Source organism: Dyadobacter sp. 3J3, assembly GCF_009801115.1.
GTDB lineage: Bacteria > Bacteroidota > Bacteroidia > Cytophagales > Spirosomataceae > Dyadobacter.
This window is the reverse complement of sequence record NZ_VTOL01000029.1, coordinates 1-13876: the sequence shown is the minus strand read 5'-3', so window position 1 is coordinate 13876 and position 13876 is coordinate 1. Positions and strand designations below refer to the sequence as shown.

At 39.1% G+C, this 13876-nt stretch carries 17 protein-coding genes and 1 pseudogene; 15 read left to right on the top strand and 3 right to left on the bottom strand.

The features are described 5' to 3' along the window. Positions 1–293: 293 nt before the first annotated feature. The 11 genes from FZF08_RS30530 (at position 294) to FZF08_RS30480 (ending at position 8444) form a co-directional block, all read left to right on the top strand. Entirely contained in the window at positions 294–518 is a 225-nt protein-coding gene (locus FZF08_RS30530; protein WP_159478363.1) for a transposase, read from the top strand. 20 nt (positions 519–538) lie between these two features. Next, complete coding sequence (locus tag FZF08_RS30525) at positions 539–1375, top strand: IS3 family transposase (protein WP_159478408.1); 837 nt, start codon at positions 539–541, stop codon at positions 1373–1375. Beyond that, positions 1362–1664: a recombinase family protein gene (locus tag FZF08_RS30520; protein ID WP_159478405.1), complete on the top strand. Its 303-nt coding sequence runs from the start codon at positions 1362–1364 to the stop codon at positions 1662–1664. Before FZF08_RS30525 ends, FZF08_RS30520 begins: the two co-directional genes overlap by 14 nt. Continuing rightward, positions 1642–1920 carry a hypothetical protein gene (locus FZF08_RS30515; protein WP_159478360.1) on the top strand — a complete coding sequence of 93 codons (279 nt, stop codon included), beginning with the start codon at positions 1642–1644 and terminating at the stop codon, positions 1918–1920. Before FZF08_RS30520 ends, FZF08_RS30515 begins: the two co-directional genes overlap by 23 nt. Before the next feature lie 202 nt (positions 1921–2122). Next, the gene (locus FZF08_RS30510; RefSeq protein ID WP_159478357.1) at positions 2123–2479 is read left to right on the top strand and encodes a hypothetical protein; all 357 of its coding nucleotides are present in this window, start codon (positions 2123–2125) and stop codon (positions 2477–2479) included. A gap of 12 nt (positions 2480–2491) precedes the next feature. After that, complete coding sequence (locus FZF08_RS30505; protein WP_159478354.1) at positions 2492–3115, top strand: hypothetical protein; 624 nt, start codon at positions 2492–2494, stop codon at positions 3113–3115. A gap of 635 nt (positions 3116–3750) precedes the next feature. Continuing rightward, positions 3751–4335, top strand: a complete 585-nt coding sequence (locus FZF08_RS30500) for a recombinase family protein (RefSeq protein ID WP_159478351.1) — start codon at positions 3751–3753, stop codon at positions 4333–4335. Between the two features lie 47 nt (positions 4336–4382). Then, positions 4383–4727 (top strand): winged helix-turn-helix domain-containing protein, encoded by a 345-nt coding sequence (locus tag FZF08_RS30495; RefSeq protein WP_159478348.1) that lies wholly within the window; start codon positions 4383–4385, stop codon positions 4725–4727. A 78-nt stretch (positions 4728–4805) separates the two neighbouring features. After that, positions 4806–6788, top strand: a complete 1983-nt coding sequence (locus FZF08_RS30490) for a TonB-dependent siderophore receptor (protein WP_159478345.1) — start codon at positions 4806–4808, stop codon at positions 6786–6788. A gap of 15 nt (positions 6789–6803) precedes the next feature. Further along, on the top strand, positions 6804–7928 hold the full coding sequence (locus FZF08_RS30485) for a cytochrome-c peroxidase (protein WP_200837204.1): 1125 nt from the start codon (positions 6804–6806) through the stop codon (positions 7926–7928). 3 nt (positions 7929–7931) lie between these two features. After that, positions 7932–8444 carry a molybdopterin-dependent oxidoreductase gene (locus FZF08_RS30480; RefSeq protein WP_159478342.1) on the top strand — a complete coding sequence of 171 codons (513 nt, stop codon included), beginning with the start codon at positions 7932–7934 and terminating at the stop codon, positions 8442–8444. A gap of 146 nt (positions 8445–8590) precedes the next feature. On the opposite strand, the gene FZF08_RS30475 is transcribed toward FZF08_RS30480, so the two are convergent. After that, a complete protein-coding gene (locus tag FZF08_RS30475) occupies positions 8591–9016 on the bottom strand; it encodes a response regulator (protein ID WP_159478339.1) in 426 nt (141 codons plus the stop codon). 416 nt (positions 9017–9432) lie between these two features. Here FZF08_RS30475 and FZF08_RS30470 point away from each other — a divergent pair, with 416 nt between their 5' ends. The 4 genes from FZF08_RS30470 to FZF08_RS30455 all read left to right on the top strand — a co-directional run bounded on the left by FZF08_RS30470 (position 9433) and on the right by FZF08_RS30455 (position 12486). Next, a complete protein-coding gene (locus FZF08_RS30470; protein ID WP_159478336.1) occupies positions 9433–9642 on the top strand; it encodes a hypothetical protein in 210 nt (69 codons plus the stop codon). A 106-nt stretch (positions 9643–9748) separates the two neighbouring features. Then, a complete protein-coding gene (locus tag FZF08_RS30465) occupies positions 9749–10057 on the top strand; it encodes an RNA polymerase sigma factor (protein ID WP_159478333.1) in 309 nt (102 codons plus the stop codon). A gap of 535 nt (positions 10058–10592) precedes the next feature. Next, a complete protein-coding gene (locus tag FZF08_RS30460) occupies positions 10593–11174 on the top strand; it encodes an HPP family protein (protein ID WP_229216769.1) in 582 nt (193 codons plus the stop codon). A gap of 40 nt (positions 11175–11214) precedes the next feature. After that, on the top strand, positions 11215–12486 hold the full coding sequence (locus FZF08_RS30455) for a chloride channel protein (protein ID WP_159478330.1): 1272 nt from the start codon (positions 11215–11217) through the stop codon (positions 12484–12486). 629 nt (positions 12487–13115) lie between these two features. Here FZF08_RS30455 and FZF08_RS30450 read toward each other — a convergent pair. Next, entirely contained in the window at positions 13116–13412 is a 297-nt protein-coding gene (locus FZF08_RS30450; protein WP_159478327.1) for a hypothetical protein, read from the bottom strand. 215 nt (positions 13413–13627) lie between these two features. Continuing rightward, positions 13628–13756: pseudogene (locus tag FZF08_RS30445) on the bottom strand (RidA family protein); the annotation flags it as partial. Positions 13757–13876: the final 120 nt, after the last annotated feature.

The window sequence follows — 13876 nt, the reverse complement described above, 5'->3', positions numbered from 1 at the left end:
CACATTGAGTTAGGGAAAGCTTTTTATAGGGTTAAATTAATAAAAAGGAGAAAAACCGTCACCACCTTCGTGTAGAATTTTTCTTTCCCATCAGGTTGGTATATCTAATCCTAAGGGCAGTATTCCTGCCTTTGGAATAATTTATGGGTTTTGAAATAGGTTTAGGTATCCAAATGACAAATAAATCATAATCTCCATTCTTTATACCGGACAATTCTCAAAATATTCAAAAAGATGACCCTAAGATTTGAATATAGATAATATGCACTCAACCAATATGCTATGCAAAACCCGTGGCGCTTTTTTCACTTTCTTTTAATTTTACCCAAATTGCAAGAGAACACGGAATATCAAAGGCTACGCTTTATAATTGGCGAAAAAAATACAATGGCATGGGATCTTCCGAACTGTCTGAATTGAAAGCTCTCAAGGAAGAAAATCGCCGGTTAAAGCACATGTATGCTGAACTTGCGCTGGATTACAGACTCGCTAAGGAGGTTATCGAAAAAAAGCTTTAGAGCCTGTTCAAAAGCGATTAATTGCAACAGAAATTTCTGGAGAAGGATTTAGCATTGAACGGGCTTGCAAAGTATTAAATCTAAGTCGAAGCGTTTACTATTATAAAGCAGTTAAAGACGATACAGCAGTTATTGATAAGCTGAACGAGTTGTCGGAAACTTATCCGACCAGAGGTTTTGACTGGTATTATGGCTATTTTCGAAATGAAGGCCTAGGCTGGAATAGAAAACGGGTTCTACGCATTTACCGTAAAATGAACCTAAAATTGAGGCGGAGACGCAAAAAGCGGCTTCTGACTAGACCGAAACAGCCATTAATTGAAGCAAAAGTGCTCAATGATACATGGAGTATGGATTTCGTTAGCGATGCACTTAGCAATGGCCGACGGGTTCGAGTTCTGAATATAATTGACGATTCAACCAGGGAAGTTTTAGCAGCACATGCCGATTATTCAATTTGTTCTCAGAAAGTAATAGAAGTACTGGATCATCTGAAATTAGAAAGAGGATTACCAAAATCTATTAGAACAGACAATGGGCCAGAGTTTATCAGTAAGAAATTAGCTAAATGGTGTGAGAAAGAGCTGATCGAGCAAAAATTTATCCAACCGGGAAAACCCATGCAAAATGGATTTAATGAACGCCTGAACAGAACATATCGTGAAGATGTCCTTGACGCTTATTTTTTTGATTCATTGGAGCAGTTAAGAATTTTATCCGATAAGTGGATGTACGATTACAACAATAACCACCCGCACAGATCACTGAACAGGATGACTCCAATTCAAAAGAAGCTTATCTTGGAAAATGAACTTAAAGGGGGAAAAGGAAATTTAATTAAAAATTCAATTACATAAAGTCCAACTAATCACTGTACTCAGAAAGGGAAGCCTACACGATAAGGTTTCCGGAGTAAAGGCTACGAAGCCAAACTTTGAAAAGTTGATGGAATATGCCCAGCCAGGTGATACGATCGTTATCTGGAAACTGGACCGGCTTGAACGCAGCACCATTAAGCTCATTGAGCTAATCGAGGAGTTAAAAAATAAAGGAGTTAATTTGAAATCGCTTTCTGAATCTATTGATACCAGTACTGCCACCGGAAATCTTTTTTTTTCAATTTATGTGTGTGTTGGCCGAACATGAGCGCAATATTATCCGGGAGCGGACAAAAGCAGGTCTGGACTTGGCACGGGCAAGGGGCAGATCAGGGGGCAGACCAGAAGGGCTAAGCGAACGTTACCGCAAAATCGCTCCAGAGGTCAAGGAAATTTATGAGAAGAATAGCCGGAGTACCGATGAGATCAGAGAGATGTTTAAAATAAAAAGCCAGCCTACTCTTTACAAGATTTTAAAATATAGTGGTGTTGATATCAAAGGGTTTTTAAAGAAGAGACGATGATGTCATGGCACTTTGTGAAGAATCTTTTAATTTAACCCAAGGAAACAAAAATATTAAAAATGAGTCTACCCTGAGCAGTTATTACTCTTTTAGTAATTGCCTCAGATTATATTTATCAAAGTTATTTTTATCTTAATACAACATTTCATATTTATTTAGTCTCACACAAAGAGAATCTTTCGTTTTTATAAATATACCCCCTATGAAACCCATAAATTGTTTGTTACTGCTTTTTTTAATCATCATGGCTTCCTGTAAGGACAAAAACCCGGAAGTCGATTGCGGATGTGACAGCCCTACAGTTAAGGTAATTGAGAATGTAAAAGCCAGCTACACTGGATCAAACAGTTTACTTCTTCGATTAAAAAGTACAGAGGACGTAGTGTATGAAGAACTGTATCAACTTTGTTCCAAAACAGATTCTTTAACCATCACTCCTGACATTAAAAATCCAAACTATTTAGTCAGTGGTAAGGTGAAAAGCAGTTGCTTTTTTGGACCTACACTCACAGTACAAGCACAATTATTTGAAATAACCGCAATTAAGAAAACTTTATAACTGAGTTATTGTATGAGGATATTACCTTTTGTAATTGCGTTGCTAGTTTTAGCTACCATTCAAACATCGACAGCCCAAAAACAGCAGAAGGATAGTTTTAAGGTTTCAGCTGGTTTTATTCGGTTTGAAAAAGATGATTTGAATGGTTTTTATTTTTCAAACGAATATAATAAATCGCTTTCCAGATTTATTATGATATCTCCTTCATTGGATTTTGCGCACGGTACAACGGGTAACGAGTATCCTTACTCTCTATTTAACAAAACGTCTGTCTCTGGAAATTTTTTGGTCAATTTTACTCCATTCGTATCACCAGTGGCCGAAAAGAGATGGAGTTTATGTGTAGGTGCAGGGCCTTCTCTAAGGTATTTTTCTGGACCAAATTTGTCAAATTATAAAATCTATAAAAATGCAACAATTACTATCGGCCCACATCTCGACAATTCAGTTCCGCTATTTCATCCTAATGATTTGTTAAAAAGCCATAATTTTATTAGTATAGGAGGAAGGGCAGGATTAGATGCAGGACTACTTGTTTCAAAAAGAAACAAGATTGGAATAAATATTACCTATGCAAAATATGCGCGTGGCGGAGAAATCTTCACTTCAGGATTTAATTTTTGTTATTTATTTTAGATTTTCGGAAAGCTGAACATTGGGTGAAATTAAAAGATATTACGGCAGCGGCCGCCGCCAAAAGTAACACGGGTTCGATAGAAAATTTTTTCTGGTGAGATGTGTGCTGAATACAAATCAGAGTGCCATCTTTGAATATTGAAGGGTTTTAATATTAACTTTCCTAAAAAATATGCCCCCTAGACATGGTTGCTTGGAAGCATATTAGTATGCTTCCAACTATATGGATACTCATACTAGCGCCATATATAGCTTTTAACAGGCTCGTGGTCGTTTATGTACAATCTTTTAATCTAACCCAATTTCCAGCGCAGGTTTGCCAGTATCCAAATCCTTCAGGATCTTGACAATTTGTGTTTCGGTGAATTTTGTCCCTTTCATAGCAGTTTAAAATTAGAAAATTTGTCTAATTATTCACTGTTCTATTTTTGGGGAAGCGTACAGTAAGTCTCCCCAAAACCACAATTTTTGTTGTACAAAAATACGTTGCTCAGAATGTACAAACTTAGCAGGATCTTTAAGGTTGATATAAATACCAAAATACGGACATAATTAATCAATTTAGTAAAATAAACTTGTATACCAATCTAAGTACATTAAATTTGATTCTTTATATGGATTAAAGTATACAAAACGTGAAAATTGGATATGCGCGGGTATCTACCCAGGATCAGAATTTAGAAATGCAGCTGGATGCCTTGCAGAAAGCAGGCTGCGAAAAGATATTTCAAGAAAAGGCTTCCGGAATAAAATCCGACAGACCTGAGCTTGCCGCTATGCAGCAGGTACTTCGGGAAGGTGATGTAATTTATATTTACAAACTTGACCGGTTAGGACGTTCCCTAAAACATCTTTTGGAAATGACTTCTGATTTTGAAAAAAGAGGGATTGGATTGGTTTCAATTAACGATCATATAGATACTACAACTGCTCAAGGTAGACTCATATTTAATATTTTTGCTTCTCTTGCAGAATTTGAAAGAGATCTGATCAGAGAAAGGACTAAATCCGGTTTGGAAGCTGCGCGTGCCAGGGGAAGAAAAGGTGGACGGACAAGAGGCCTTACCAAGGAAGCAGAAAAAACGGCTATGTTAGCCCAAACACTTTACAATGAACGTAAGTTAGGCGTAAATGAAATAGCTGCTGGCTTAAAAATTTCAAAAATGACTCTTTATAAATATTTAAGGCATAGGGGAGTTAAAATTAGTAGCAAGAACTAAATGTTAAATTGAATACGATCATTTTCGCAAACACAAAAAATTTTCATATGCACCGAAAAACTGAAATACGTATACGTCATTGGATTTTTATCGATGATATAAAGTTTTTCGGCCCGGGCCGTTATGAACTTCTTGAACATATCGCCCAGACCGGTTCTATCTCGAAGGCTGCAAGTGCCATGGGGCTTTCCTATAAAAAAGCCTGGGCCATGGTTGATGCAATGAATACCAATGGGAGTAGTCCCTATGTAATCACGCAAAAAGGCGGGACCCATGGTGGCGGAACCGTTCTGACTGATACTGGCAAACAAGTCATGGAAGCTTATAAAAATTTCAATGAGAAACTCCTTGAAACTGTCAAAGCGGAAAAGGAGCTGTTGTCTGTAATCTGATTTTTTGAGAATGTAGTATCGACAAGATAAACAGAGTGTATATATTTGCGATATATTTGTAAATACATATCGCTTTTAATGAAAACACTTCTATTTCTTTTTGCTTTAACAACTTGTTTGCCTAAACTGGTACTGGCACAACAAACACTTGATTCAGTCAATACCAGCAGAACTTTTCAACTTGGTGAAGTAATAATCTCTGGTATATCAGGAAAGGATACCACCAATGTGCTCTCCTACCAAAGAATAGAAAAATTCAACCGGACTGACCTGTCCAATGCTCTTAACATCCTGCCTGGTGTAAGTATTGCCAATGTTGGTCCAAGGAATGAATCCGTGGTTTACGTGCGTGGGTTTGACCTAAGGCAGGTGCCGGTATTCATTGACGGTGTTCCGGTTTATGTTCCCTATGATGGCTATGTGGACATGGGACGCTTTACAACATTTGATCTCGCTGAAATAAACGTTTCAAAAGGATTCGCTTCGATCCTTTACGGTGCAAACACAATGGGCGGCGCTATTAATCTGGTTTCTCGTAAACCAGTCAGCAAGTTTGAAATTAATGGCCGTGCGGGCATTTACCACGGGGACGGCTACCGGTGGAATGTCAATGCCGGATCTAGATTTGGCAAATTCTTTTACCAGGTCGGCGCTTTACAGCTGAAACAGGAATCATTCCCTTTGTCTGCTGACTTTAAGAAAAGAAAATACCAGCAGACTGATGACCGGGAGAATTCATACCGGAACGATCTTAAATTCAGCGTAAAAGCAGGTTTCACGCCAAACGCAACCGACGAATATGTGATCGGCTATGTTAATCAAAAGGGAGAAAAAGGCAATCCGCCTTATGTGGGTGACGATTCCAAAATTACTACACGCTTCTGGCAATGGCCAAAGTGGAACAAGCAAAGCTTGTATTTTATATCCAATACAGCTGTCGGTGAAAAAAGCAAAGTAAAGACACGCTTGTATTATGATACGTTTGTCAACCAGCTGTTCAGCTACGACGACACGACTTATACCAAGCAAACCCGCCCTTACGCGTTTCAAAGTTTTTACGACGATTACACCTTTGGCGGCAATGCGGAGTATGAGTCCAGGGCATTGGCTGGCAATATTTTCAAGCTGAACGTGCAGTATAAGCGTGATGTGCACCGAGAGCATGATCTGGGCGAGCCCGTGCAAGGTTACATTGACAATACCGTGTCTTTGGGCATTGAAAATACCTATCAGATTACCCCAGCTCTGGCTGTTATTCCAGGCGTGAGCTTTAACATGCGTAACAGCGATAAAGCGCAGGAATACAATGCAATCACCAAGGAGATCACCAATTTTGAAGACAGCAAAAACAATGCGGTCAATGCCCAGATAGGCCTTTTTTGGGATATAAATACAAGCCATTCGTTGAAAGGTTCGGTTGCCCGTAAAACCCGGTTTGCAACCATTAAAGACCGCTATTCTTACCGGATGGGCCAGGCGATTCCAAATCCTGACCTGGGCGCAGAAGCAGCTGTAAATTTCGATTTAAGCTATTCGGGAAAAATAGCTGACAAACTCAGCCTGCAGGCGAGCGTGTTTAACAGCAACATCAATGACATCATACAGCAGGTCGATAATGTACAGCCCGGACGTTTCCAGCTACAAAATGCAGGAAAAGCAAGGTTCTATGGTGCGGAAGCGGGTCTGGATTACCGGGTAATTTCCGGGCTTAGTGTTGGTTCGAATTACTCTTTTATTAAAAGAAAAAACAAGACCAATCCAGCCATTCTTTTCACCAATGTACCAGAGCACAAGATCTTTGCCTATGTGGATTACTCGTTTTTAAAGCGGGCCAATATCCTTGCAAGCCTGGAACACAATAGCGACCGTTACAGCACCAGCTATGGAACCCAGGCAAAATCCTACACACTGGTCAATGCCAAGGCATCGGTTAAACTATATAAATCCATTTCCGCTGAAGCGGGCATGAACAATATTTTTGATGTTAATTACAGCTTGGTAGAAGGTTTTCCGGAAGCCGGACGAAATTTCTTTGTAAACCTGGTATTCAGTCATTTTTAAGATGCGTTTACTTGAATGAGAAAATTGTTGAGAACCGTATTGAAAGACAGATCAGGTTGGTTTAAGATCAGCATGGTTTGTGCTGTCTTTATTTGTTGCGGGCTCATCCAGTCATTTCAAGTTGATAATCAGGAAACCTATGTTTTACAGTATCCCGCCAACTTCGGTGCCCGGTTCGTCATACCGGCTGACAACCCGACCACCAAAGATGGTGTTTATCTGGGACGACTTCTTTTTTATGAAAAAGCTTTGTCTGCCAAAAACAACATATCCTGTGAAAGCTGCCACCAGCAAAAACTGGCTTTTACAGATGGAAAAGCATTTAGCACCGGTACTGATGGCTCATTAACTGCCAGAAATTCGATGTCACTGGCCAACCTGCTTTGGGTTCGAAACTTCTTCTGGGACGGACGCTCGCCTGGCCTTGAAGATCAGGCCAGATTTCCTTTGACAGACCCACATGAGATGGGTCAACCACTGAGCGAATCAGCAAAAAAGATAAACAATACCGCCTTGTATCCACCACTTTTCAAAAAGGCATTTGGAAGCACCGTAATTACCGAAGGCCAGATCCTGAAAGCGCTGTCTCAATTCGAACGGACATTGATCTCGGCTGGCTCGAATTATGACGGGTATCTGGCTGGCAATTATAAGCCTACTGCACAAGAGCTTAGGGGTTTGCAGCTGTTTGAAAGCGGGCCGGATCCAAAGAATGGCGTTAGGGGTGCCAATTGCGGTCACTGCCATGGCGGCGTGAAGACTTTCAAAGAGCTCTTTCATAATAATGGTCTGGACAGTTTAGTTACTGACATGGGCAGAGAGCAGTTTACTGGGCAAAGCACAGACCGGGCCAGGTTCCGCGTCCCTACCCTGCGCAACATTATGCTGACTGCTCCTTACATGCACGACGGACGTTTTTCAACCATTGAGCAGGTTCTTGATCATTACAATGAACATATCCGGCAGAGCCCGACACTCAGTTCTTTTCTGCAAGACATTTCCAATGAAATAGGTGGTAAAAACCTTGCCCTGACAAGAGGCGAGAAAGCCGATTTGATAGCTTTCCTGGGTATGCTGACAGATTCATCATTTATTTCCAATCCTGCATTTTCTAATCCCCATCCTGTTTTAAATCCTTAAACTATGTTCAAAACTAAATTCTCCAAGCAAAGCATTGCAGCCAGCCTTTTGCTGCTTTTGTGTGCTGCCTTTTCATCATTTGCTCAAAATACAGCGACGCTTTCTATTACTGGGGAAGTCACAACCCCTTTGGAGCTGAAATTAGCAGACCTTGCCAGCTTTAAACAGGTAAGCCATAAAGTGAAAGACCGAGACGGAAAAGAGCATGAATTTTCGGGGGTTGCCTTAATCGAGATCTTAGAAAAGGCAGGTGTTACAACCGGAAGCAAGCTGCGTGGCGAAAACCTGGCTAAGTATCTCCTAATTTCGGCTGCTGATGGTTATGAAGTATTGTATTCACTGGCTGAGATTGACCCTGACTTTACAGACCAGGTGATTTTGCTTGCAACAACAAAAGATGGTCAACCGCTTGCAAACGGCGAAGGTCCTTTCCGGATTATCACGCCCAACGATAAAAAACCGGCTCGCTGGATACGGGAAGTACGCTCAATTAAAGTTGCCTTTGCCAAAATTTGAGACTGCCAGTTTCTGGAATGATGTTAAGACTAGTGTCTGAGAATTCCATGTACCGTATTATTCCAAAGTGAAAATCTTGTACAAAAACCGTGACGGATTTTCTCCTTTTCTTTAGTTTACCCCATACTAGCTTTCTGACCAGAAAATTATCTTACATAGTTTGGAGAAACACACTCCATCCAATACTGGATTATCGTTTTTTTTGTTTGTTGTAGTCTGTCAAAGTTGGTCGGTTTAATAAAGAATCCTTGAATTGATTTCGAATAGGGATCAACAACGTGTGACTGCTCGGCACTTGTTGAAAAAAACAAATAGGGGATACATTTCACTCTAAGCTTTTCATTATTGTAGATTTTCTCTCTTAACTCTAAACCGTTTAATGCGGGCATATTTATATCCGAAAGGATAATAAAAGGCTCTACGTCGCTTTCAGTCAAATATTTAAGGGCGTCACCACCATTCTCAAAATAAGTAATTTCATTTTTGTAATTAAGATTTTTAAAGATTTCATCTAAAATAAGTCTATCGTCTTCATCATCTTCTATAATTATAATTGGTCCTGTCTTGTTCATAATTCGATTGATGAAAAAGCAGAGATCAAACGCCTTTTGGTGCCTATACCTGCTAAATGGGTTAGATATTACTAATATAAACTATTAGTAGATTCGAAAAGTACAAATATGTACACTCTAAATCAAGGCTGGATTTATATAACAAAAGCCAGAAGTGGTTCGAAGAGTTTGCATAAACAATTTTATTTTAAGTGACGGAACACAGAACAAGAGGGGGTAGCAGCGGTTTTGTGAAAGTTCTTTGATTAGTACAAGGAGATGGGACTTTTTCCATTTGTTTCCGAGTAGCACCAGGTGAAGCCTACCGTTCGTTTCTGTGAAAATATGCCTATCTTTATTTAATCAGTTTAACTGAGTCCCTTTTCCGCCCTGTTGTCAGAGCTGCCCGGTCAAGCCACTCCTTACCAACAGCTCCTATGTTCAAAATAAATCTGGCAGCAAATGCCTTAGTACGTAAGCACTTTTCACAAGACTGTGCTTCAACCAAAGAAGCCATTACTGTTTTGCTACTTCAAAATGAACAACTCCTTTTGCGGTTAGATAAATTAATCAAGCAAAATCAACGTTTAATTGCCATGGTGAAAACCAGCATAAATGGTTATAACCATATTTCGAAGCTTTGTTAGCATGTATTTAGTCGCAGATGACGCCGTTCGTACGAACAGCGCCGAACGTGATCTGACTTTTCTGCATACAATACAACCTACTCCCCCATCAAATTGAGTTGTGCACATGAAGAAAAACGCTTTTTTTCTATCAGAAAATACGCTCGTATCTCTTTTAAAAGCTAATAATAAAGGTGCATTCGAATACCTTTATGACCATTACTCGGCTAGTTTGTTTGGCATTATCTGTAAAATTGTCAAGGATAAAGAAAAAGCCAATGATGTGATGCAGGAGGCATTTTTGAAGATATGGAGAAATATTGCTGCCTATGAGGAGAGTAAAGCCACATTATTTACCTGGATGCTCAACGTCACTAGATACACGGCCATCGATGCCCTGCATGCCAATGTGAAGCGTACACTCTCAAATGATTGAACACTGTCAGCGAGGCAGAATTTGGTCCCGTAAGTATTTTCCAGTTTTCCATTGCTACAAACACCTTTTTGAAATTCAGAGTTACACGCTCAGCTTAACGCATAATATTTCCGTTTCATAAGACCGGCGCCGGCCGTAATCCAGCGGCCTTAAAACGGGCTCAAAAGTATATCAATGGGTTAAATAAAAGATTGTACGATAGCGGCCGCCGCCAAAAATACCTTGGGTTTAATAGAGTTTGCTATAAGCAAATTTCAGGACAGTATTTAAATATTGAAGGGTTCAAAATGTACCTTTTCTGAAAATATACTCTCCATAGTTGCCCAGTCTAAAGCAAATTGATATCTTTTTAATGCAATTAATACTCGTGCCATTGATATAGCTGTTAATTGTCTAGCGGTCGTTTATGCAGCGGCCGTTGCCGTAAAATATTTTAATATTTTCGTAGATTCTGTAAACTTTGGGAATTGATACGAACCATAACTTTATGAAGATGGTTTTCATTAATACGTTTTACGGAATAATTATATTTGTTTTGAGAAAGCATTTACGAAAACATGCCAGAATTGCCCGGTATGTAATTTATAAAGAGACTTTAATCGACTTCAAAGATCATTTCTGGACGTTTGTGGGTTCTTTTGCAGGCATAGGATTAATCGGATTTTTGAATCAGAAGAATTTTACGCACACAGATAATCTTTTCCTGATCGGTTCCTTCGGTGCTTCTTCCGTTCTAATTTATGGTATCGTAAACAGTCCTTTGGCGCAGCCCAGGAATCTGGTAGGCGGACATGTCATTTGTGCGTTGGTTGGCGTTACGGTTCATTATATCATTCCAAATGAAATCTGGCTTTCTTCCGCATTTGCCGTTTCCATTTCCATTGTGATGATGCAGATCACCAAAACACTTCATCCGCCTGGCGGAGCTACGGCGCTTATTGCCAATATCGGCTCCGAAAAAGTGACCAGTCTCGGCTATTTGTATGTATTAAGTCCGGTTTTATCGGGCGTGATTATACTGCTTCTAGTTGCTTTAGTCGTTAATAATATGACATCTCACAGAAAATATCCAATTAATAAACATTGGTTTAAAGTTCACAAAAGAAGATATCGTTAGATTATCGGAACGTGTATTTTTGTTTTTAAAAATCCATATTATGAATACAAGTGCAACATCTCCTTATCGTCAAAAAAAAGCAAAGAGAACATTTACAGTATTATGCGCAGCGGCAATTATTGGTGTTTTTGCAGCTTTGCTAGCGGATACCTTAAAAGTGATCACAGAGCATTATGAACACGATTTTCTGCACCGGCTTGATGAAAATCAATATCTTATTTTCTTTCTGCCTCTGATCGGGTTCACCACAATTCATATTTTACGACATTTTCTGTTTCGAAATAAACCTAATAAGGGAATTAAGGAAGTTATGGATTCGATTGTCAGAGATGGAAAAACATTACCTGCTTACAAAATTCCATCGCATTATTTTAATGGTTTTCTTACCGTCATTTTTGGCGGATCAACTGGAATTGAAGTTTCCACCGTTGTTGCTACTGCGTCCATTGGAGCTCTATCCAGTCATAAAATTGACAATCTGAATAAGTACCGGACAGATTTAATCTGCGCAGGACTAGCCGCCGGTGTGACTGCTTTGTTTAACGCACCAATTGCAGGATTTATGTTTGCATTTGAGGTTTTTACGAGCAGAAGAAAAAAAACACATATTGCCGCGGTAGTAACCGCGATACTTACCTCTTTTTTGTTGACAAAGTACTTTTTCTACAAACAGGTTTTTGATTTTAATGTAACCATCTGGCATAAAGAAGCTTTGCCTTATTTTATTTTATTAGGAATTTTGGCAGGTTTTAATTCAGTATTACTAACCAGAAGCGTACTGTTTTTCAAAAACTTCTTTGGCTCTATTAAAAATGATTATGTCAAAATACTGTCGGGCTCGCTGATTATTTCGATGCTGATATTCTTCTTTCCAAGTTTATACGGTGAAGGGTATTCCGGAATAAAAAACCTGCCTATTATTTCGCAATCCGCTGATCTTGTTGTGCTTTTGCCGATTTTGATTGTTCTTTTTCTTAAACCAATCGCTACTTCGGTGACACTTGGTGCGGGCGGAGACGGTGGAGTTTTTGCTCCGAGTTTATTTATTGGTGCTTTTTTGGGTTTGATTACTGCTATTACACTCAATCATTTTTTCCACCTTAATCTTATTCCGCTCAACTTTATAGTCATTGGAATGGCAGCTGTTTTAAGTGGAAGTATTCATGCGCCACTGACTTCGATTTTTCTTGTTTGCGCCATTACAGATAACTATATTCTATTCATTCCTATATTGATCGCCTGTCTGGTTTCCCGCTTTGTGGCCAATAGGATTTATCCATATACCGTTTATACGTATAAGTCTGTGGCGTGATTGTTGTACCCGGAAAGTCGGCTCATAGTAGTTTTAACATTAATTGAAGTAATTTTTTATGAATATCAGAAAAGCAATTGATCAGGACCGTCAAGAGGTGTAGGAAATATTTACACCGCTAATTCATAGTGTGTATACATTGTACTGCAGAATAAAATCAGCAGCTATATCAAAAACTTTACAGTTAAGACGTTAATTGGTTAAACTTCATCAGAAGCCACTGGCACGTTTTGCTTTAATATATCCTGGTATCAGGCAAAGGCAATTGCCTATCCTTAAAGAATGAGGCAATTATCCTGAGAACGTGATCAGATTATTGCTGGGATAATTATATTAAAGAGTAAATTATATGCTGAAATGTCAGGTTGGATCTAATTATATCTCAATTAAGAGAATAAATAACATCAGCTATACAGCACTTGACGTAAAAGAAAAGCAGTCAGTCACATCACTAAGGTTGAAGCTCAGATCTTATAGCGTGGTAACAGGTGTATTATGAAAGTCATACACATGCCGGCACGATCTGCAATTCATTATGATGAACAATTTAAATCCATTTTGTGTGATTTGTAAGCACACATAATCTCCCACACTTTTTTGATGCACTCCAGTTTAAGAAGTTTACCCTATTAAAATAACTTTTGATGTAATTCCTGAAGGGATTGTGTTATCTGTCTTGTGCTTAGGCCGCTGTATTGTAGCTGAAGTAAAAGCTGCCTGTCAGTATCCAGGCTTTTAAGTTTCCAGTATTTTGGATGTCTGAGCTCTATTGGCCGGTGAAAGTTACCTTCCCTGGCTTCCCTGATCAGAACATCAATATCTAATCGTTTATCTAAAGAATTAAACGATTGTACTTTTTTCGCAGTGATCCTGACAACACGGCCTGTCGATAAAACAATTATTTTTTCATTGCTATTTTCTTCCATTTCTTAGCAGAAGTTTTGATAACCCGTTAAGTTGCGTTATGATTTGGTGCTGACAAACTTTCTGGTCTAATATAATTATTATAACTGTATTCCTTTACAAAAGCATACCTGGCGTGAAGCACGCTTTATTAGAATCGGATCGCGTTGTTTTTCTGTGTACTAATACTTCATTGGGTGCTTTTTTATCAATATTTAGGTTATCCATAGTTAATATATCATGGGTATAATTCAACGATCACCTCTATTTCCACCGCTATATTAGAAGGTAGCGAGCCAACGCCAATTGCAGAACGGGCATGTTTTCCAGATTCGCCGAAAACTTCCACCATAAGATCGCTGTATCCGGCCTACCAACTACATCTTTGTTAACTGTTGAATATTGTTAAAGTTTTGCGGGTACAGATCGGTGATGTTTTTATGGTTAATTGTCGAGATGTTTGTCAGGGTGTTCTTTAGCCATTTGT

What these genes read in the sequence shown, in the direction of transcription:
- FZF08_RS30515 (WP_159478360.1), top strand. Translation starts at nt 1,642, where the DNA reads ATGTGTGTGTTGGCCGAACATGAGCGCAATATTATCCGGGAGCGGACA.
- FZF08_RS30510 (WP_159478357.1), top strand. Translation starts at nt 2,123, where the DNA reads ATGAAACCCATAAATTGTTTGTTACTGCTTTTTTTAATCATCATGGCT.
- FZF08_RS30505 (WP_159478354.1), top strand. Translation starts at nt 2,492, where the DNA reads ATGAGGATATTACCTTTTGTAATTGCGTTGCTAGTTTTAGCTACCATT.
- FZF08_RS30495 (WP_159478348.1), top strand. Translation starts at nt 4,383, where the DNA reads ATGCACCGAAAAACTGAAATACGTATACGTCATTGGATTTTTATCGAT.
- FZF08_RS30490 (WP_159478345.1), top strand. Translation starts at nt 4,806, where the DNA reads ATGAAAACACTTCTATTTCTTTTTGCTTTAACAACTTGTTTGCCTAAA.
- FZF08_RS30485 (WP_200837204.1), top strand. Translation starts at nt 6,804, where the DNA reads ATGAGAAAATTGTTGAGAACCGTATTGAAAGACAGATCAGGTTGGTTT.
- FZF08_RS30480 (WP_159478342.1), top strand. Translation starts at nt 7,932, where the DNA reads ATGTTCAAAACTAAATTCTCCAAGCAAAGCATTGCAGCCAGCCTTTTG.
- FZF08_RS30475 (WP_159478339.1), bottom strand. Translation starts at nt 9,016, where the DNA reads ATGAACAAGACAGGACCAATTATAATTATAGAAGATGATGAAGACGAT.
- FZF08_RS30470 (WP_159478336.1), top strand. Translation starts at nt 9,433, where the DNA reads ATGTTCAAAATAAATCTGGCAGCAAATGCCTTAGTACGTAAGCACTTT.
- FZF08_RS30465 (WP_159478333.1), top strand. Translation starts at nt 9,749, where the DNA reads ATGAAGAAAAACGCTTTTTTTCTATCAGAAAATACGCTCGTATCTCTT.
- FZF08_RS30455 (WP_159478330.1), top strand. Translation starts at nt 11,215, where the DNA reads ATGAATACAAGTGCAACATCTCCTTATCGTCAAAAAAAAGCAAAGAGA.
- FZF08_RS30450 (WP_159478327.1), bottom strand. Translation starts at nt 13,412, where the DNA reads ATGGAAGAAAATAGCAATGAAAAAATAATTGTTTTATCGACAGGCCGT.